General features: G+C 38.7%; 17 protein-coding genes and 2 pseudogenes. 13 read left to right on the forward strand and 6 right to left on the reverse strand.

Annotation, left to right across the window (positions count from 1 at the left end; all coding sequences use genetic code 11):
* Positions 1 to 35: 35 nt before the first annotated feature.
* Positions 36 to 162, reverse strand: a pseudogene (locus FPL17_RS19090) (YHYH domain-containing protein).
* Between the two features lies 1 nt (position 163).
* Positions 164 to 732 (reverse strand): annotated as a pseudogene (locus FPL17_RS09290) (TetR/AcrR family transcriptional regulator).
* Between the two features lie 106 nt (positions 733 to 838).
* Between FPL17_RS09290 and FPL17_RS09295 the strand changes: the two are divergent.
* The 10 genes from FPL17_RS09295 to FPL17_RS09345 all read left to right on the forward strand — a co-directional run bounded on the left by FPL17_RS09295 (position 839) and on the right by FPL17_RS09345 (position 13558).
* A complete protein-coding gene (locus tag FPL17_RS09295; RefSeq protein WP_005205356.1) occupies positions 839 to 1624 on the forward strand; it encodes an SDR family NAD(P)-dependent oxidoreductase in 786 nt (261 codons plus the stop codon).
* Positions 1625 to 1653: 29 nt separating this feature from the next.
* Positions 1654 to 2259, forward strand: coding sequence for a nitroreductase family protein (locus tag FPL17_RS09300; RefSeq protein ID WP_004805232.1), 606 nt, complete (start codon positions 1654 to 1656; stop codon positions 2257 to 2259).
* Positions 2260 to 2972: 713 nt separating this feature from the next.
* Positions 2973 to 3902 carry a LysR family transcriptional regulator gene (locus FPL17_RS09305; protein ID WP_151714916.1) on the forward strand — a complete coding sequence of 310 codons (930 nt, stop codon included), beginning with the start codon at positions 2973 to 2975 and terminating at the stop codon, positions 3900 to 3902.
* 278 nt (positions 3903 to 4180) lie between these two features.
* Positions 4181 to 5491 carry an MFS transporter gene (gene tcuC / locus FPL17_RS09310; protein WP_070076330.1) on the forward strand — a complete coding sequence of 437 codons (1311 nt, stop codon included), beginning with the start codon at positions 4181 to 4183 and terminating at the stop codon, positions 5489 to 5491.
* 88 nt (positions 5492 to 5579) lie between these two features.
* Positions 5580 to 6374, forward strand: a complete 795-nt coding sequence (locus FPL17_RS09315) for a substrate-binding domain-containing protein (RefSeq protein ID WP_216070841.1) — start codon at positions 5580 to 5582, stop codon at positions 6372 to 6374.
* Positions 6375 to 6505: 131 nt separating this feature from the next.
* Entirely contained in the window at positions 6506 to 7435 is a 930-nt protein-coding gene (locus tag FPL17_RS09320) for a LysR family transcriptional regulator (protein ID WP_159884703.1), read from the forward strand.
* Between the two features lie 103 nt (positions 7436 to 7538).
* Entirely contained in the window at positions 7539 to 8951 is a 1413-nt protein-coding gene (gene tcuA / locus FPL17_RS09325; protein WP_159884705.1) for an FAD-dependent tricarballylate dehydrogenase TcuA, read from the forward strand.
* Complete coding sequence (tcuB, locus tag FPL17_RS09330) at positions 8935 to 10062, forward strand: tricarballylate utilization 4Fe-4S protein TcuB (protein ID WP_159884707.1); 1128 nt, start codon at positions 8935 to 8937, stop codon at positions 10060 to 10062. The genes tcuA and tcuB overlap by 17 nt, the downstream gene beginning before the upstream one ends.
* A gap of 794 nt (positions 10063 to 10856) precedes the next feature.
* Positions 10857 to 12350, forward strand: a complete 1494-nt coding sequence (locus FPL17_RS09340; protein WP_159884709.1) for a flavin-containing monooxygenase — start codon at positions 10857 to 10859, stop codon at positions 12348 to 12350.
* Between the two features lie 368 nt (positions 12351 to 12718).
* A complete protein-coding gene (locus FPL17_RS09345; protein ID WP_151714921.1) occupies positions 12719 to 13558 on the forward strand; it encodes a metal-dependent hydrolase in 840 nt (279 codons plus the stop codon).
* A gap of 316 nt (positions 13559 to 13874) precedes the next feature.
* Here FPL17_RS09345 and FPL17_RS09350 read toward each other — a convergent pair whose 3' ends face one another.
* Positions 13875 to 14408, reverse strand: coding sequence for a TetR/AcrR family transcriptional regulator (locus FPL17_RS09350; RefSeq protein WP_151714922.1), 534 nt, complete (start codon positions 14406 to 14408; stop codon positions 13875 to 13877).
* Positions 14409 to 14554: 146 nt separating this feature from the next.
* Here FPL17_RS09350 and FPL17_RS09355 point away from each other — a divergent pair, with 146 nt between their 5' ends.
* Genes FPL17_RS09355 through FPL17_RS09365 form a run of 3 tightly spaced genes read left to right on the forward strand, consistent with a single transcriptional unit; the run spans position 14555 to position 16929 of the window.
* The gene (locus FPL17_RS09355; RefSeq protein WP_151714923.1) at positions 14555 to 15121 is read left to right on the forward strand and encodes a hypothetical protein; all 567 of its coding nucleotides are present in this window, start codon (positions 14555 to 14557) and stop codon (positions 15119 to 15121) included.
* Between the two features lie 20 nt (positions 15122 to 15141).
* Positions 15142 to 15936, forward strand: a complete 795-nt coding sequence (locus FPL17_RS09360) for an SDR family NAD(P)-dependent oxidoreductase (protein ID WP_151714924.1) — start codon at positions 15142 to 15144, stop codon at positions 15934 to 15936.
* A 57-nt stretch (positions 15937 to 15993) separates the two neighbouring features.
* On the forward strand, positions 15994 to 16929 hold the full coding sequence (locus tag FPL17_RS09365; protein ID WP_151714925.1) for an alpha/beta hydrolase: 936 nt from the start codon (positions 15994 to 15996) through the stop codon (positions 16927 to 16929).
* A gap of 163 nt (positions 16930 to 17092) precedes the next feature.
* Here the strand turns inward: FPL17_RS09365 and FPL17_RS09370 are convergent, their stop codons facing one another.
* The 3 genes from FPL17_RS09370 to FPL17_RS09380 form a co-directional block, all read right to left on the reverse strand.
* The gene (locus tag FPL17_RS09370; protein ID WP_151714926.1) at positions 17093 to 18190 is read right to left on the reverse strand and encodes a DUF6670 family protein; all 1098 of its coding nucleotides are present in this window, start codon (positions 18188 to 18190) and stop codon (positions 17093 to 17095) included.
* A gap of 175 nt (positions 18191 to 18365) precedes the next feature.
* Complete coding sequence (locus tag FPL17_RS09375) at positions 18366 to 18815, reverse strand: limonene-1,2-epoxide hydrolase family protein (protein ID WP_159884711.1); 450 nt, start codon at positions 18813 to 18815, stop codon at positions 18366 to 18368.
* Positions 18816 to 18834: 19 nt separating this feature from the next.
* Complete coding sequence (locus FPL17_RS09380; protein ID WP_151714928.1) at positions 18835 to 19689, reverse strand: metal-dependent hydrolase; 855 nt, start codon at positions 19687 to 19689, stop codon at positions 18835 to 18837.
* Between the last annotated feature and the right edge of the window lie 126 nt (positions 19690 to 19815).

The following is a 19815-nucleotide window of genomic DNA, read 5'->3' on the forward strand; positions in this document are numbered from 1 at the left end:
AAGAAAAGGAAGCTTAGCTTCCTTTTCTTATACCATTAGTGGCAGTGACGATCCCCTGTCTTGCTGTTCGTATGGCAGCCTGAAGAATCAGTACCACCTGAATGAGCAAAAGCATTTGTTACCGAAATGCCCCATTAAACATACTAAAATTAGTTTCTTCATATTATTCAGCTATAAGTTTTATTAAATCTTCTTTACAGTCTAACAATATTTCATCTGACAAACTCGAATTATCAGGCATGCCCGAGACAATACGACTGCCCCAACCGACGTAGATAAGATATAAATCGCTTTTTTCCGCAGCTCAGCATTTTCATCAGTAGAATGTTTAGCAAGTTCAGCCATAATAAATTGCAGTAAATGTTCGATACCACTTTCAAACTCTTGTTTAACTTGCTTAGGTTGCCTTGCCGCATCACAGGATAAAGCAGCCAAAGTACAGCCCTGATCAGCATGATCTCGATGCTGCTTAGAAACATATAGTTGAATAAATTGTTTCAAGCTTAGCCCATCAACTTGTTTTAAAACTTGTTCAACACCATTTTTTACACTAATTTGAATTAGGTCTAGTTTAGAACTGAAATGCTTATAAAAACCGCCATGTGTGAAACCTGCACTGGACATCAATTCAGCAATTCCAATGCCATCATAACCTTTGCTTTTAAATAGCTCAGTCGCCTTAGTCACAATCTTCTCACGATTTTCTTTAACCTGAGTCTTGGTCACTTTCATTGGCAATGCTCAACATGGATAGCAATAATTCGATTATACATTGATTATGATTGACATCAAAAAAATACAGGTTTAGATTATGATCATAATCTAAATGGAAGCAATTATGAATAAACATTCTAAAGCACTGGTAACGGGCGCATCTTCAGGTATTGGTGCAGTCTATGCAGATCGTCTGGCAAAACGCGGGTATGATTTAATTCTAGTAGCAAGAGATCAAAGCCGATTGAAACAAATCGCGCAAAAAATCCAACAACAATATGGCGTCCAAGTTGAAGTGATGGCCGTCGATTTATCTAAAAATGAAGATGTAATATCAATTGAAAACCGACTCAAATCCGATCCTCAAATTAATCTACTGGTCAATAACGCAGGAATTAGCGTTAGTGGTCAGTTTTTAGAACAGGATTTAGAACAAATTGAGAAACTGATTTCTTTAAATATCTCAGCGTTAGTCCGCTTATCTCACGCAATTCTACAAAGATTAATCCCTCAAAACACGGGTGCTATTATTAATCTTGGATCAGTAGTTGGTCTTGCCCCAGAGTTTGGTCTGACTGTCTACGGGGCAAGTAAATCATTTGTTGAATTTTTTAGTCAAAGCCTGAGCTTAGAACTCAAAGAAACCAATGTTTATATTCAGGCTGTGCTCCCCTCTGCGACAAAAACCGCAATATGGGAACGTTCAGGTGCCGATATCAGTCAAATGCCTCCAATGATGGATGTGGATCAACTTGTTGATGCAGCGTTGATTGGCTTTGATAAACGAGAAACAATAACAATACCTGTTTTAAAAGATGAAAATTTGTGGAAAACTTATCAAAATTCACGTTTAAAACTTTTACCTAACTTTTCCTCAAGCGAAGTCGCACTTCGTTATCAATCCCAATAATTTTTCCAAAAAATTCAAGGATATAATTTATGAATGTAATCGATGCAATTCAACAACGCCGTGCCATTAAACGCTTTGATCCAGATTTCAAAATCTTGGATGAAGATAAAAAGAAATTATTAAGCAGTGTCATGGAAAATGCACCGAGTGCCTTTAACCTTCAGCACTGGCGACCCGTGCTGGTTGAGAATGTTGAATTAAGAAAGCAGATAAGAGCAATTGCCTGGGATCAGCCACAAGTTACAGAATCATCATTATTGATTGTTTTATGTGCAAAAGTCAGTACATGGGAAGTTGATGCGAAGCATGTATGGGATGGGGCTTCACCAGAAGTTCAAAATATTATGGTTGGCGCAATTGACCAATATTACCGTGACCGCCCGCAAACCCAACGTGACGAAGTTATGCGTAGTGCGGGTATCTTTGCTCAAACTTTGATGTTACTTGCTCAAGAACATGGTTTAGACAGTTGCCCTATGGATGGTTTTGACTTTGATGCGATGGCAAAGCTCATTAACTTACCTGAAGATCATGTAGTGTGTTTAATGATTGCTGTTGGTAAATCAGCATCGCAACCTTACCCGAGAGTTGGAAAATTGCCTTATGATAATCTTATTACGATTGATTCATTCTAGTCTGTTTTAATGATCTTTAGATTATCATTCTGTCTTCAGATTGATCAGATGGTGTTATCAATAAACTCAAATTCTAAAGGATTTGAGTTTATATCTTAATCAAGATATGGATACTAAAAGTCAAAATTTCCAATTCTGCCCCTTAAAAAGCAAAAATTAGGTCAGATCATATCGAATAAACAAGAAAATAAAATCTAAATAATTGAAATTAAATTATTTTTATTAGCTATAAACGTATGTGATTCAGCTTGATTTAAGTATTTGGTGGGATGACGACAGTTGAATCAACCCCATAACGACATGTTTTGTTTAAATTTTATTTTTATACAACTCAAATTTACTCAATCTTGTCCCATTAGCTTTGCGTACATTTTTCAACCAGATAAAAACTCTTACTGTAAAAGAGTTAGTGGAACTACTTGTATATCGTTAAATTATAAGAGTGAGTACAAAATCTTTATGAGCAATTGGATTACTCTATTGTGATTTGCTTGTAGCGTGAAATCAACGGCCTTGGTCTATTCTCTCCTGTTAAAGTTTGGCCTGTATAATAAACACTTGTATGATTATTCTACGGAGTATTTTTTAAATATCATTTTGTCAATTTTCAACATCACTTAAACATTTTTCTAGCAACACTGATAACATCTACTTTATTGATTAATTTGCTTTATAGAACCATCTAAGGCATAGGACGAAAAGAATACATTTTAATGGAAATCAAGCAAATAAAGTATTTTCTGGCTGTGGTTGAAGCCGGCAGCATAGGTAAAGCAGCTCAGAAACTTGATGTCGGTGCTTCCGCAATTAGCCAGCAAATGAGTAAGCTCGAACAGGAATTAAGTATTCGTCTATTACAGCGTAATGCCTTTGGGGTCACGCCTACTCCGGCTGGCCTTGCATTTCTAAAGCACTCTCAACTTATTTTGCGTCAAATAAACTTTGCTGTTGACGCTGCTCATTCAGCCCGACTTTCAGGCCATGTTAGTTTAGGTTTCCCACCGACTATTACTGCTTTGATTGGTATACCTTTGATGAAATTAATGTCTGAACGTTATCCAGACATTCGTCTGGAAATTGTGGAGACACTTTCAGGGAATCTAATTCAGTCGATTAATTCACGCCAACTTGATATCGCCATAATTTTTACCAACGAAGTTGATAAACAATGGTCAATACAACCTTTGGTACGTGAACAAATGTATTTAATGGCGCGTACAGAAGTATTCGAAAAATATGGTCTTTCTGAATGCATTAATAACAGCATTATCCAATCCCAACAAATTGGTAACATTCCGTTGGTGCTGCCACGTCAGCGTCACAGTTTAAGAAAATTCCTTGAGCACAAGATTGGACAGCTCAATGTCGTCTATGAAATTGATGGCTTACATTTGCTTATGGATAGCCTTATTCACCTTGACCTCGCAAGTATTCGTCCTGGAAGCGCCTGCTTACAAGAGTATAAGCACAAGATAAAATTACTAAAATTGATTGACCCAGAAGTTGAACGAATCAATTACTTGGTCAGCCTTGCTGAAGAAGAATTATCACCTGCTGCACTCGCCGCCAAAGCCGCAATTAAAGCTTGTGTCAAAGACTTGATCCAAAATCAAATTTGGCCATGTTCAGAGATTATTTTTTAAAGGGTCATTAATTTTATTAAATACCTCATTAATTTTGCCCTCTCACTCCTTTTCCCTTTTTAGGATTACATTTCTTTTCGAATGATAAGTAGATTTCTGTTTATCAGAATATTGACGTGTAGTTTGAACTGGAAACAAGGCAGCACATTTTCTACAAAGGATAGTTCAATATCTCATCTCTCACCCATTTCATATTAGGGTCTATGGGGTAGATCAATTTATATCCAAAAACTGAAAATTGTGAACGTTTCCATTTTATCAGGCCAAGGAGGTCTTTAATGGATGTCGCAAATAATCGCACAGCTACTTTTAAAAAAATATTAAATGTAACCAGTGGCAATTTTTTAGAACAATATGATTTTTTTCTTTTTGGCTTCTACGCTACTTATATTGCAGCAAAGTTTTTCCACTCTGAGAACGAATATGTCTCTTTAATGATGACATTTACCGTGTTTGCTGCGGGTTTTCTAATGCGACCACTTGGCGCTATTTTCTTAGGTGCCTATGTTGACAGAGTCGGGCGACGTAAAGGTTTGATTGTTACCTTAAGCCTTATGGCCATTGGCACCATTCTGATTACCTTTGTGCCAGGCTATGAAACTATTGGTATTATTGCACCGATATTAGTGGTAATTGGCCGCCTGTTACAGGGTTTCTCCGCGGGTGTGGAATCTGGCGGTGTATCGATTTATCTGGCTGAAATTGCAACTGATAAAAACCGTGGATTTATTACCAGCTGGCAGTCTGGCAGCCAACAAATTGCGGTTGTATTCGCAGCATTACTAGGTTATTGGCTAAATACCGTCTTAACTCACGCTCAGGTCGGCGAATGGGGCTGGCGTATTCCATTCCTGATTGGTTGCTTGATTATTCCTCTAATCTTTTTGTTCCGCCGTACTTTAGAGGAAACAGAGGACTTTAAAGCACAAAAGACTCATCCCTCTTCAAAAGAAATTTTCAGCACATTAGCAAGCAACTGGCGCATCGTACTTGCAGGTATGATGATGAGTGCGATGACCACAACCACGTTCTATTTCATTACGGTTTACACCACAGTGTACGCAAAGCGTACTTTAGAAATGTCGGTAACAGATAGCCTCTTAGCTACCGTATTTGTGGGATTATCAAATTTCTTTTGGTTACCTATGGGTGGCTTGCTTTCAGACAAAATTGGTCGTCGTCCAGTTCTCGTCGGCATTACTTCCCTTGCCATCTTGACCACTTATCCAGTTTTAAGCTGGTTGGTCAGTGACATCAGTTTCTCAAACCTACTGATTACGCTTGCTTACTTCTCGTTCTTCTTTGGTATGTACAACGGCACCATGGTCGCAACACTTGCCGAAGTAATGCCAAAACGTGTTCGTACCGTTGGCTTCTCTTTGGCATTCAGCCTTGCAGCCGCGATTTTTGGTGGCATGACCCCAATGGCCTGTACTTTCCTAGTCGAAAACACAGGTAACGCAAGTACCCCTGCGTTCTGGCTGATGCTCGCTGCGGTATGTAGCTTAGTCTCAAGCTTGTATTTATGCCGTGGTTCTCAACAGAAAAATACGGATCCAATTGCTGAACCAGCCAAGGTTAGCGCTTAAAACAACGACTTAACCTGAAATTTTAATGAACAGTACGGCAGCCCATAAATCTCCGTACTTTTCTTGTTTGTACTTAAAGTGAGGCACTATGAAAACGTCCCCTATCTTGATGACCATTTGTCTGGCTGGTGCAGGCTTAGGCTCAACGCTTGCTTACGCAGATACCCTCGAAGTGATTAGCTCAGGCGGTTTCTATTCATCTATGGAAAAACTCATTCCAATATTTGAAAAGCAGACAGGCCATACCGTACATCTTTCGTCTGGTTCATCCATGGGTGCGTCACCAACCGCAATTCCCAATCGACTCGATCGCGGTGAACGTTTTGATGTGGTGGTGTTGGCGGCTCCTGAACTCAATAAGCTCGCAGAAAAGGGGTATGTCGACCCAGATTCACAACGTGCTTTAGTCAATTCAAGCATTGGAATGGCTGTGCCTAAAGGCGCCCCAAAACCAGATATTAGCTCTGCGGCAAAATTCGAAAAAGTTTTACTCAATGCTAAGCATATCGGCTATTCAGCAAGTGCAAGCGGCACCCATCTTGAAAAAGATGTTTTTCCAAGCTTCCCACCTGTCGAGTACAAAGTGATTGCTGGTAAAGCAGAAAAAGTGGTCGGTGATCGCGTTGCCAAACGTATTGCCGAAGGACAGTTTGATATTGGGTTCCAGCAAATCAGTGAAATCAAACCGTTTACTGGCCAATATGGTCAAGTTGATTTAGTCGGCCCAATTCCTGCGCCTTATCAAAAAGTCACTGTGTTTGCGGCGGGCATTGGTAAAAACTCTGAACATGAAAAAGTCGCAAAAGAACTCATCAAATTTGTGAAATCGCCTAAAGCAACACAAATTATTGAAGAACAGGGTCTTGAGCAGGTTAAACAATAAAAGCGCTAAAAGGCAACATCTTGAGCTGATGTTGCCTTTACTCTGTTAGTGGTTTACACAACGTAATAGAACAAAATGTATAGCAATAAACCAGTGTAGAATAACCAATAAAGGACAATGTAGTATTTGCCGTGGAACTCAAACAACTCAAGTATTTTATTGCGGTGATCGAGTCAGGAAGCTTGGGTAAAGCTGCAAAAAATCTCGATATTGGAACTTCTGCATTAAGTCAGCAAATCTCAAAATTAGAAAGTGAGCTTTCTATTCGCCTGTTACAACGCACTGCTTTGGGTACGGTTCCCACCCCAGCGGGTTTAGCTTTTTTTCAACAGGTTCAACTTGCACTTAGGCACTTAGACCATGCCGTAGACTCTGCGCATTCTTCACGTTTAAGTGGTCATGTCACCGTCGGTTTTTCGCCAAGTGTCGCGTCGGTTATAGGCACGCACTTTTTAAAACTTATGAGAAACCGTTATCCCGACATTAAAGTCCGTTTAATTGAAGGCTTATCGGGTGACCTGAAGGCATTAGTTAATGCAAGGCAGCTCGATGTTGCCATCATCTTTAGTGACGATGTCGATCCACAGTGGGCCATACAGTCTTTAGTCAAAGAACAGATGTTTTTAATTTCACCTAAAGAAGTACTGAGTCAGTACCATCTTGAAAGCTGTATAGACACTCAAACCATTACTCATTCAGAGCTTAAAGAGCTTCCGCTAATTTTACCGAGTCAAAGACATGGACTACGTTTGTTGCTCGAACAGAAAATTCATCAACTTAAAGTGGCCTATGAAATTGATGGGTTGCATGTGTTAATGCAAAGCATTAGCCAACTCGAAATGGCAACCATCCAACCTGCGGGTGCCTCATTAAACTCACGACAAGACCTATGTTTACTGCGTATTGTAGAACCTGCCATTGAACGCATTAACTATTTGATTAGTCTGTCTGAAGAAGAGCTCTCACCTGCTACTCTAGCCACCAAAGTGGTGATTCGTGCTTGTGTGACCAACCTGATTAATGAAAAGCGTTGGCCCGGTGCGAAACTTATAAACACTTAAGCCATTAGTGTTTATTTTTACTAAACACCCATTCAAGCTTAGCCTCTCACTTCATCTTCCCTTTTAAAGCTACATTAGCCCTAGCTGAAAAAGGGAGAAATCCATGCATGATGTGATTGTAATTGGGGGTGGGAATGCCGCACTGTGTGCCGCGCTCACGGCAAAAGAAAGTGGCGCGTCTGTGCTTGTCATAGAAGCAGCACCTAAAGAATGGCGTGGTGGTAACTCACAACACACTCGTAACCTTCGCTGCATGCATGATGCGCCTCAAGATGTATTGGTTGATGCCTACCCCGAAGAAGAATATTGGCAAGATCTACTTAAAGTCACTGCCGGAAAAACCAATGAGCACTTAGCTCGTCTGGTGATTCGTAGCACGGCGACCTGTCGCGACTGGATGCGTAAACATGGTGTCAATTTTCAGCCGCCACTATCGGGTGCTTTACATGTTGCGCGTACCAATGCCTTTTTTATGGGTGGTGGTAAAGCCCTCATAAATGCCTATTACCGTAGTGCCCAAGAACTTGGCATCGAAATTTTATATAACACAAGAATTAAAGATCTAAAGTTAGACCAAGGACATTTTGAAGCCGCAATTGCAGAAGATGACCGTGTATTTAAAGCGAAAAGCTGTGTACTGGCAGCAGGTGGTTTTGAGTCAAATTTGGAATGGTTAAGAGAAGCATGGGGACAAAATGAAAACGGCGAATGGCCTGCCGATAATTTCATTATTCGCGGAACCCGCTTTAATCAAGGCAACTTACTCAAATTTATGATAGATCAAGGTGCAGATATTATTGGTGACCCATCGCAATCGCATTGCGTCGCTGTAGATGCAAGAGCACCGATATATGATGGCGGCATCTGCACCCGTATTGACTGCGTTTCACTGGGAATTGTGGTCAATAACCAAGCCGAACGTTTTTACGATGAAGGCGAAGACTTTTGGCCAAAACGTTATGCGATTTGGGGCCGCCTTGTTGCCAAACAACCCCAGCAAATTGCCTATTCCATTATTGACTCAAAAGCCATTGGTCGCTTTATGCCACCTGTATTTGCTGGTGTAAAAGCAAATAGCATTCAAGAGTTAGCTGAAAAAATCGGGCTGGATGCAAAAACCTTATGCCATACCGTAGAAGAATTTAATCAAGCCTGTGTGCAAGGCACCTTTAACCATACCGTTTTAGATGATTGCAGCACCGAAAATATTGTTCCCAACAAGACCCACTGGGCCGTTCCTCTCGATCAACCACCATTCTATGCCTATGCGCTTAAACCTGGCATTACCTTTACCTATTTAGGTTTAAAAGTCGAAGATGATGCTGCTGTGCGTTTTAACAATAAAGCCAGCCGCAACCTGTTTGTCGCAGGTGAAATGATGGCAGGTAACGTACTCGGTCAGGGTTATACCGCAGGCGTTGGCATGTCGATCGGCACAACCTTTGGACGCATTGCCGGAAAAAATGCAGCCCACTATGCACTTTCAAAAGGATTTGAACATGATTGCTCGTACTAAAACCCTCATTCCAGTTGTACAGCTCTCGGGCCATGAGCAGGAAGTTCAAAGAGCATTACAGATTTGTAATGCTTGTCGATACTGTGAGTCATTTTGTGCTGTTTTTGCAGCCATGACCAAACGCCTTGAGTTTAATCAAGCCGACATTCATTACCTCGCGAATCTGTGCCATAACTGTGGTGCCTGCTTACATGCTTGCCAATATGCCCCACCACACGAGTTTGGTGTAAATATTCCAAAAGCGATGGCGCAAGTTCGTTTAGAAACTTATCAAGAATTTGCGACGCCACAACCTTTAGGTCGACTTTATAAATCTGTAGGTATTCCTTTTGTCTCGGCGTTAACACTCATTTTCTTTTTTTGCATGTTAGCTGTGGTGTGGTACAAAGGTACCGATCTGTTTGCTAGCTACCAAGGTAATTTCTATGCAATTTTCCCGCATAACTTTTTAGCACTATTGTTTGGAGCAACCTTTACAGTTGCGATTGTGCTGCTTGGCATTGGAATTAGCAAATTCTGGCGACAAACGTCTAAAGTCATTCATGGCAAAGTTGAGAAACCCGATCTGGTTCAAGCCACCCAAAATGTATTAACGCTTAAATATTTAGATGGTGGACATGGCAAAGGCTGTAATGAGCAAGATGACCGTTACACACAAATCCGCCGTGTGTTCCATCACCTAACTTTTTACGGCTTTATGCTTTGTTTTGCGGCCACAGGTGTAGCGACTTTATATCACTATTTCCTTGACCTACATGCACCTTATCCTTACCTAAGCTTGCCAGTATTTTTAGGCACTTTAGGTGGCATTGGCTTAGTTGTCGGACCATTTGGTTTGCTCTATTTAAATCTTAAGCGTCATCCGTTGCATGGTGACCTTGAACAAAAACCTGTAGATCGAGGCTTTATATTCCTTCTACTTATCGTTAGCGCTTCAGGGCTAGCACTCATGGCATTGCGTGATACGCCTTATATGGCACTTTTACTGATTTTCCATTTAGCCACGGTTATGACCTTCTTTATTACCATGCCATTTGGAAAATTCGCACATGGTTTTTATCGTAGTTCAGCGTTACTCAAGTTTGCTATCGAAAATAGAATAAAAAAATAATATATCTACGAGTTGAATATAAAGAGTTTGTAACTCTTTATATTCAATAAAAATGCCACTCAGAGAGGTACGTTAGTTTCTTTAAAGAGCTTGTTTAAAGTAGAACAAATAGAGCAGCCCTAACTATTCCATCATTCTGTAAAATCTAAATGAACATTTCACTAGATATTTTAAACAGCTAGCTAAAGATTTTAAAAGATAACTCATCACCTAATATAATAATTTCCAGACCGACTATCATGACTAGCGGTAAAATGAGTTCTAGATAATAAATTGGACTTCAATTGCTCCCAACAGTCCCAAATGGTCAATTAATAATGAAGAGATAATCTGCCCAGCAATCTCCATTCCTAACAAACCGGATAGACAGATTGTTAGCGCAAAAATTACTTAACAAAGCAATGCACACGAATTCCAACTAAAAGACTCCACCATGGTTGGGTAGAAATAGCAATTAATAAAGAATTAATTTCTCCCCAGACTAGAGAAAAAATACCAATCCGTATTGCACAAGCAGTAAATGAAAATAATGCAGCCGCAATAGAATCCCGACCTAAGTCCTTAGCCAAAGGTCATTTGAAACCACATTTGGGAATGTGACAAAAAGTGTTTATATGATTGTTTGGCATAAGTGCTAATACCAAAAGTACTATTTGGTACTTGTGGTAAATATCTATTCTCTATAGCTTATAAAAACTTGTCTAAGCAATATTGCCCAAGCAGATAACCTAAGGGCTACTACATGTAGGTACCCTAGTAGATGAATACAAAAGTAATAAGATGGAGAATTCAATATGACTGAACATCATGAGATCGTTATTGTCGGTGCCGGTTTTTCAGGCATTGGTACAGCTATCGCACTTCGCAAAGCAGGTTTTGAAGATATTATCATCCTTGATGATGCCAGTGGGCCTGGTGGTGTATGGCACTGGAATACTTATCCAGGTGTGGCAGTTGATATTCCATCATTCAGTTACCAATTTTCCTTTGAACAAGGCAATAGTTGGTCTCGTAGCTATGCCCCAGGCAAAGAGCTGAAAGCCTATGCCGAGAAATGTGTGGCCAAATATAATCTAACCAAACTGTTCCGTTTTAATACACGCGTACAAAAAGCTGTATTTGAAGAAAATGAAAGCCTATATCATCTAGAAACAAGCAGTGGCAACTTATCCGTACGTTGGCTGATCCATGCTGGCGGGCCATTAAGCCAACCCAAACTACCTGACATCTCTGGTATTGAAAGCTTCAAAGGTAAGACGATGCACACCAGCCGCTGGGATCACTCGGTTGATTTAACAGACAAGCGTGTGGGTATTATTGGTACAGGTGCAACTGCAGTACAGGTGATTCCAGCGATTGCACCTACAGTTAAAAAACTGACCGTCTTCCAGCGTACCCCTATCTGGTGTTTACCAAAGCCAGATTTCTCTCTTTCTAGCACCGCACGCCGAGGCTTGAAGTCCTTACCAGGGGTAAAAGGAATATCTCGTCTTGCCAGTCAGGCCTTTGTAGAACTCACCTTTCCAGTGATGGCTCATTATCACAGCCTGATTCCCGGTACGGAACTGATTGAAAAAGCTGCCCGCGCCTATGTGGCCGCGCAGGTACACGACCCAGCAATCCGTCAAAAGCTAACCCCCAATTATGCGATTGGCTGCAAGCGCCCAAGCTTCCATAACACCTACCTGAAGACTTTCAACCGTGATAACGTGGTACTAGAAACCAGCAGCATTGTAGAAATCACTCCAAAAGGCATTCGCACTAGTAATGGTGTAGAACATGAACTGGACGTGCTAATTCTGGCTACCGGTTTTAAGGTAACTGACAAGGATGCTCTCCCAACCTATGCCGCTTTTGGGCGAAATGGCGTTAATCTAGCTGACGACTGGGAAGAAAACCGCTTACGATCATACCAAGGGATTACTGTAGCTGGCTTCCCCAACATTTTTACCATTTTTGGTCCATACGGCTATAACGGCGCGTCTTTCTTCACCCTAATTGAAAACAGCGCAGCACATATTGTTCGTGTGTTGAAAGAAGCCAAAAAGCGAAGTGCCGTGGCTGTTGAAGTGAAAAAATCCGCGCAGGATGCCTACATGACAGACATCCTGTCACGCAAGGATCGTCAGGTATTTGCCAACCCAAGCTGTCAGGGTTCTAACAGTTACTATTTTACAAAGCAAGGTGATGTGCCCTTCCGTGCTTCCACCACACTAGAAGCCGCCTGGAAAAGCCGCCATTTCGACTTGAAAGACTATATTTTTACAGTGCAAGAGAAAACGGCCTAGTTTAATTAATAGTGTCACACAGAAGATGCTGCATATAACTGACTAGATATTAAAACTTCTACTAGAACTATGATTAATTTATCAAGTACTGGTAGAGGTTTTCTTTTGTCTGCTAAATTGAATTTTAAGAACTAAATGCAAATTAAATAAAATTAGATAAAAATATGATCAAGCATATGAAATATATAAAAAATATTTAACAATAGAAATTTTGACAATACTTCTTGTCATAAATATGTTGACAAATATAGTCTTAATACCATACAAAAGAACCGAATAGTTCTTTTGTATGGTATCCATTATGTCTCATCTATGACGCTAAATGGTACTCAACTACATCGTTTCCCTTTAATGGAGTATTATTCAACATGTCAACTACAATTAGCGCTCTACAAAAAGTAAAATCCTCCTTTCCTGTTCGAAATATTAAATTTAATTTTGATCCTTCTACACGTTATTGGTTTGATAAAGATCCTCTTTATAGTCATTTTTTAAATACATTATCGGCTATAACAGCACAAGGAGAATTATTTTTAATAAGAATGCTTCGTACGCTTAGAGTACGTATTACTGACCCAGTTTTACAAGCTGATATCAGCGCATTTATTGGTCAAGAAGCCATGCATTCAAAAGAACATACTGCATATCATCGTTATGCAGATCAAAATGGAATTGATATTGAAACTTTTGAGCAACAATTAACTCAGATATATACTCTACTAGATAGAACCTTACCGTTAATGGATCGTATCGCAATCGGATGCGCAATTGAACATTGTAATGGAACATTTGGTGCAGAGTTATTACGTAATGATGAGTGGAATCAGAAGATGGTTGGTCCTCTACGTGATTTATGGCTTTGGCATGCGGTTGAAGAGAATGAACATAAAGCAGTGTTTTTTGATGCCTATCATGCTGCAGGCGGTGGCTATACAAGACGAATTGTATGGATGATCCTTGGATGTAGTATTTTTGCAGGATTAATGACCTATGGAACCGCCCGACTTTTAATTGCAGATAAGAAGTTTCTATCAAAAAAACATTTGCAATCTATCAGTCAAATCACTCACCCAAGAACAGGGCTATTTAATATTTCAGTCCTTAAAGAATTTCTCAATTATATTCGTCCGTCATTTCATCCATTTGACTACGATACAAAACAACTAGAACAACGCTGGCAAAAAGAGTTAAATCTTAAACTTCATTAAAATTTGATTTATGAAGAGTATTCCAAGAAAGAATGCTCTTCTCTAAGCAAAATAATTCTTTCATATTCTAGTAATTCCAAAGACTTATTAGGTAAGTTGTTAATCTCTTCAATCATTGAGCTTTAAGCTTTAATAAGGACTTTAATTATTGCCAATTAAGTTGCTTTACATGGAGTAATGGCAAAAACAACTATATTTAGCATTGGACAAATTTTGACCAAATTGCCAATAAAATTAGACTGGCTGCTAAATTTCTACCGACACCAGCCCATGTTCTGATGGGCTTTTTTAATAATCTAACATGATATTCAAAAGTCTATAATTTGAATAGTTCGCTACAAATCGCATGCTTTTCATCATCAGTAAGTTCATGCGCCAACAATCCTTCTACTGTAAAAATCGCAATTTTTACCTTAGCTTCAATTCTTCCCTCTTCTACACCAGATTGTATCAACTCTTGGCGTAATAGATTTTCAACAAGAATATGAAAGCGTTCATGCCAAATATAGATTTCAGGAGACAAATGTAATCGGGCATGCACTGTAGTCACGAGTTGTTTTACCAATTTAAATTGATCAATTACCCACAATATGCGCTCAATGATATTTTTTGTTTGAAGTTCAATATATGTAAAAAATCGATCAATCAGTTCAGTATTTAGAATATTAACTAATAATTCATCTTTATCTTTAAAATACCAATAAATTGTGTTGGGTGCGACTCCTGCAATATTCGCAATGCGGCTCATAGAAGTTGCTTCATACCCTTCATTTAAGAATAAAGTACGTGCAGCACTCATAATTTCTTTTTGTTTCTCTTCACGGTCTTGTAGACGTTTATTACGAGCCATCAATATCTCCTATTTCTCAGCATAAACATGAATAGCTCAGAAAACCATTTGTCGGTTTTATTTTACACCTTCTTGAATATCATTCAAGAAATGATTAAATTCAAACTAATCTTGAATGACATTCAAGAAAATAAAAAGGAAGGAATATGCAGAAAAAATTTACAGAAGAAGACTTACTAAAACTTTCGGTACAGGAACTTCTTGATTTGTTTCGTACACTTCGTGCTCCAACTATGGAAGAAATGAATGGTGAATATGCTGCATATCTGTTAGCTCAACCGACTTGGCTGGCAGATAAAATAGGTCATATCACTTTAAACAATTTTTTCCGACGGTGGCTGAGTAAAGCCTTTAGACCTTTAAATGCCACAACTGGTCAAGGCTACAACACTTTCCAACAAGGGCATCGCATTATTCAGTGCTACCCAATGATGACCATGATCGCCACCTCTCGCTTCGACAACCGACCTGCCTACCAACTTATTTATCGTCATTTTCACTCGGTTTGCGGCAGCATCAATATGGTCGATGAGATTAGAAGAGTTTCACCCAACTTATATCTCGGTATTGGTACTTATGGCTTTACCCATAATCAACGCCATATTCCTTATCCGTTTTTATTAACAGGTCCTCATACACCTTATAGAGGCGATATTGGTCGTAAACGGAATGGTTTTCAGATCAGTTCACGAGAAATTCCAAGACTATTTTAGATTTCATATAGGTAAATAGAATGACGATGAAAATTCATACTGCACTTATTACAGGTGCTTCTGCTGGGATTGGTAAAGCATTTGCACACCATTTAGCTAAAGAAAAATATTCTTTGTTATTAGTCGCACGCCGTGAAGAGCGATTAAAAGAATTAGCTGCTGAATTAGTTGAAAAATATAGTATCAATTGCCATATTTTTGCTGCTGATTTGAATGATCCATCCGCACCAGCTGAAATTATGTCTTATGCAGAAAGTTTAGGAATCACGATAGATATTCTAATTAATAATGCAGGTCTATCGGGTAAAACCGCATTTGCTGAAACCCCTTGGTCAAAACTAGCAGCAGAAATCCAATTGATGATCACGAGCGTAACAGAGCTTTGCCACCGAGTATTACCTCAAATGCAGAAAAATGGTTGGGGACGTATTATTAACCTTTCCTCACTCGCAGCATTTTCACCTCCTGGTGCAAGTCTTCTCTACACGGGAATCAAACATTATGTCTTAGATATTTCTCAATCACTGGATATGGAGTTAAAACCTCAAGGGATTCATGTCACGGCGCTTTGCCCTGGATTCACATATAGTGAATTTCACGATGTAATGGGGACTCGTGATGCAGCAAATAGCCTCCCTTCAGTCCTTTGGCAAGAACCTGAAGAAGTTGTCAAAGAAGGCTGGGATGCCGTTATGAACGGTAAGCCTGTGTGCGTACCAGGTTTAGTGAATAAAGTGATTGCGAGTAGTGTTCGTCCTTTACCAATTTCACTCCAATATTTTCTTGGTAATCACATGAACCCTTTTAAACAATAAAAGTGAATTAACTCAATTTGTTACCGTTTTAACAGTAAAGAAATAAGTGAGAAAATTATGTCAAATCGTATTTATCCAGACATATCAAAAATAGAAAACTCTGCTCAAAAATCTACATTCTTGATGGATGGTATAACATGTGCTGCGACACTCCACACCCCACTGGAAACAGATCAAAAGCAATATCCCGCAATTCTAATGCTTGGCGGATGGGGAAGCATTCAACAAGCCCTAACTCTACCTTACATTAATCAATTTATTAAAGCTGGATTTGCTGTAATGGAATTTGACTATCCTGGTTGGGGTTTAAGCGGTGGTTGGCCACGTCAGGATATTAATCCATGGACACGAGTAAAGACTGCTAATGCTGCTTTGGCACACCTAAAAAATCAAACTCAAGTAGACGCACACGCCATTTATTTATGGGGCACTTCATTTGGTGGTGGGCATGTTGTTGACCTTGCTGCACAGCATCCTGATTTACAAGGTGCCATTATCCAAGTCCCGATGTTAGATGGTTTGGCAACAGTTCAGGCTGTTCCATTCACCAAATTAGTAAAATTTATCAGTCTAGGCTTTGTAGATTTGATGAAACCGGGCTCACCAATACATATACCAACTTTGTCAGAGGCGGGAGAATTTGGCTCAATGGATAGAGATAAAGCTTGGGAAGCACTTCAAACGGCATTAAATGCTCACAATGGTAAGAAATATGATAATCGTGTAACTGCACGTTCTTTATTAACAGTAAGCTTTTATCGACCGTGGAAAAAATTAAAAGATATAAAAATTCCGATGTTAATCATTGGTGCAACGCGTGACACGGTAGCTCCATTCGTAGCTGAAAAAATAAAAAATGCGGGTAATCCATTACTTCAGGTAATCGAAATGGACGCTGATCATTTTGATCCATACTTCGAACCTTATTTTCCCAAAACTATTGGATATCAGTTAAAATTTTTAAAGCAATTAGAGACCATACAAACATCCTAAGGTCTTGAGGAATGATAGTGGGTCTATTTTTACATTTATTTTAAAAAATAGCCCACACATGGTCTTCAAAAATTTTTTAAAGTATTGATATCATTCAATTCACAATCTAAACCGACTACTGCGACCATTTTTAATATCTCATCTTGAGCAAAAGCAAAATTGATTATCGTCTATCAATATATTCTAAATACCCCCTACCACTAACTTTTTGGTCACAAAACTCGCCTTGCCACTGATAAGCAGAAACAAATCCAGCTGCTAAACCATAACAATATTCGGTATCAACATTTGCGTTAATATCTAAAATTTTCTTATCGTTATGATATGCACTCCATGCAAAACTTTTTGGAACATCCATCAAGAAACCATCAGGCGTAATTTCAGGCTTATGCTTTAATTCCATTACCTCAAAATGAGCTTCGCCATTATATTGTATTGATGTACCATCAACATGACGGTAATAAACAGATGTTATGATAGGCTGATCTTGATAGCAAACAAAAACTAATAAAAGCTGTTGTTTTTCATCAATATTAATTACTTGGTAACTAAAAATCTTTACTGGTAGCTGAATGTTATCAACTAACCAAGTATTCCTTAATAAGGATGTAGAAACTGCTTTCCATGACTCTAACGTACATATTCCGTCAACATTTTTTTTAATACCTTGTTGTGTTATACATCCCTTATAACGCATAAGCGTACTGAAATGCTTATAAAGTTCACTATGTGCAAACCAAGTAATTGCTCGAGTTGGTTCAAGTATTAATTCAACTTTTAAATCATCACGATCTGTTTCTAATAAATAATTGTTCCCATGCTGAGTCAAAGATGTGTGATTTTTAAATTGAACTGAAAAGGGTTTTCTTTGAAACGTTAAATCACGTTTAATCGAATACGTTTGATAAGCATCATCTGAAGTAGATAAAGCGGTTCCATGTACCAATGATGCCGTATCCCCTTTTCCATCCAGAGATATTTTGTATTCTGAATCCGTTATAGCAAAACCAATATAACCGATTACGGATGCCCACGATAAATACCTTAATGGTTCAGGCAAGTCAGGTACCATAATTCCATAATGCGTACTACCAAAACGTTTGTAATATACATGCGGACTAAGTTCAAATTCCCTTGGTAATAAATCCTGTTTTTCAGGTTTTACAACTCCGATTAAAGCCCCTGCCGTTTGAGCAATCTTTTGATTAATCTTATCTTTGATTTTTCCTGATGACATTTTACTTGATACGAGAACTTTCATCGAACAACTCAACTCTTTTATTTTTAAAGTTCTATTTTAGAACTTATTAAATAAGATTAAATATCATTTCGGGACTTTGTTCGCAAAAACACTATCAGCCAAATACACTACTTATTTTTAAACTTGAAGATACACAATTCACCAAAGTCGAAAATTTCAAAAATATCTTAGAAATCTATATCTTGGGACGAAACCCCTCTATTCCTATCCCAAAAACTCCTCTGAGCAACCCCTTACTAAGATTTAACCAATCAAAATAATCACGCCATAAAATTATTTTTCCATTCTCCACTTTAAATGTGCCACATACCCAAAATCCAATATGCAATGGTCCAATTTCTACAATATCTGTACGCTCGGTGAGTACAATATTTCCTTTTGCTACGATTTGATGATTTTTAACTTGTAACTTTCTTGAGCTACTGAGCGCAAGTTTGATTAAACCAGCAACCCGTTTTCCACCTCTAAAAGTCGGTAAAGAAACATTTGTATAAAGCACATCTGAATGAAGGAGTTCACTAATCACATTATGATCTTGTTCAACCAAAGCAGTCAGAAATCGTTCTACAACTTCTTCTGATTGTGCTTGAATATAAGTTGCATCAATATTTGATGTGGTTTTCATTTATGTATTTCCCTAAGATTTAAATTTTTAGATCCAAACGTTGCTGCCAGAGTTTTTCTAAAGCCTTGGTATCATGATCAAAAGGATGAAAATCAGGTCGATAATAATCTAAAAAATCTTTAACGGTTTGTAAGGTTAATAATCCTCGATGACCGACTCCTTCTTTGAGGAACTGCGCTATACCTTGCAGAGAAAGCATTCGATCTGCTTTAAGCAATCGTCGTGTGTTATTTGCAATTAAGAAAGTTAAAATACTGCCTGCAAAGGTCATATAAAAAATACGTGATACATATCCCCCACCTGAGGCGACATAAGCATCAAAGAATACTGCTTTATGTTCATTTTCTTCAACTGCATGCCAAAGCCATAGTTCAGCAACTGGACCAACTAAACGATTATTCCAATGATCATTGCGTAAAAGTTCAGCCCCTAAGGTTGCGGTAATATGTTCAATCGCACACCCAATTGACATGATATGCATACTCGGCAATATTTTTTGCATTATGGCGTACAAGGCTTTAACTTCATTCTGTAATTTATCGATATTAATCTGCTGTTCATCAGCATAACGATTAAATGCCAAATGCTCTTTAGCATGCATGGCTTCTTGTCCGATAAAAGCACTGATTTCTGCTTGAAGTAGAGGATCATCAATTTTGTCCCGAATATTTCTCAAAGCTTCTATTAGCATCAATTCCCCCTGAGGAAAAATAGCGGACATTGCATTCATCAAATGGGTGAAATAAGCATTATTATCAAACCAATAACGCTTTGAACTGGTGAAATCAAAACTTAAGCGTCTGACAGGGAAAGAAGCTTTCAAACGATGTGCTGTGGAAGATTGATTAATTTCAATAGCTTCTAAGGTAGACATATTATTTCCAATTCACAAAAGTACTTACTGGTTCTTTTGTAGATTGCTTTGCATTCTTAGTCAATCAATATTTTTCATCCAATTGAAACTTATATATTTATTTTTCAATTGAAGATTGTTTAAACA

The organism is Acinetobacter dispersus (assembly GCF_009884975.1).
Classification (GTDB): domain Bacteria; phylum Pseudomonadota; class Gammaproteobacteria; order Pseudomonadales; family Moraxellaceae; genus Acinetobacter; species Acinetobacter dispersus.

What these genes read in the sequence shown, in the direction of transcription:
- FPL17_RS09295 (WP_005205356.1), top strand. Translation starts at nt 839, where the DNA reads ATGAATAAACATTCTAAAGCACTGGTAACGGGCGCATCTTCAGGTATT.
- FPL17_RS09300 (WP_004805232.1), top strand. Translation starts at nt 1,654, where the DNA reads ATGAATGTAATCGATGCAATTCAACAACGCCGTGCCATTAAACGCTTT.
- FPL17_RS09305 (WP_151714916.1), top strand. Translation starts at nt 2,973, where the DNA reads ATGGAAATCAAGCAAATAAAGTATTTTCTGGCTGTGGTTGAAGCCGGC.
- tcuC (WP_070076330.1), top strand. Translation starts at nt 4,181, where the DNA reads ATGGATGTCGCAAATAATCGCACAGCTACTTTTAAAAAAATATTAAAT.
- FPL17_RS09315 (WP_216070841.1), top strand. Translation starts at nt 5,580, where the DNA reads ATGAAAACGTCCCCTATCTTGATGACCATTTGTCTGGCTGGTGCAGGC.
- tcuA (WP_159884705.1), top strand. Translation starts at nt 7,539, where the DNA reads ATGCATGATGTGATTGTAATTGGGGGTGGGAATGCCGCACTGTGTGCC.
- tcuB (WP_159884707.1), top strand. Translation starts at nt 8,935, where the DNA reads ATGATTGCTCGTACTAAAACCCTCATTCCAGTTGTACAGCTCTCGGGC.
- FPL17_RS09340 (WP_159884709.1), top strand. Translation starts at nt 10,857, where the DNA reads ATGACTGAACATCATGAGATCGTTATTGTCGGTGCCGGTTTTTCAGGC.
- FPL17_RS09345 (WP_151714921.1), top strand. Translation starts at nt 12,719, where the DNA reads ATGTCAACTACAATTAGCGCTCTACAAAAAGTAAAATCCTCCTTTCCT.
- FPL17_RS09350 (WP_151714922.1), bottom strand. Translation starts at nt 14,408, where the DNA reads ATGGCTCGTAATAAACGTCTACAAGACCGTGAAGAGAAACAAAAAGAA.
- FPL17_RS09355 (WP_151714923.1), top strand. Translation starts at nt 14,555, where the DNA reads ATGCAGAAAAAATTTACAGAAGAAGACTTACTAAAACTTTCGGTACAG.
- FPL17_RS09360 (WP_151714924.1), top strand. Translation starts at nt 15,142, where the DNA reads ATGACGATGAAAATTCATACTGCACTTATTACAGGTGCTTCTGCTGGG.
- FPL17_RS09365 (WP_151714925.1), top strand. Translation starts at nt 15,994, where the DNA reads ATGTCAAATCGTATTTATCCAGACATATCAAAAATAGAAAACTCTGCT.
- FPL17_RS09370 (WP_151714926.1), bottom strand. Translation starts at nt 18,190, where the DNA reads ATGAAAGTTCTCGTATCAAGTAAAATGTCATCAGGAAAAATCAAAGAT.
- FPL17_RS09375 (WP_159884711.1), bottom strand. Translation starts at nt 18,815, where the DNA reads ATGAAAACCACATCAAATATTGATGCAACTTATATTCAAGCACAATCA.
- FPL17_RS09380 (WP_151714928.1), bottom strand. Translation starts at nt 19,689, where the DNA reads ATGTCTACCTTAGAAGCTATTGAAATTAATCAATCTTCCACAGCACAT.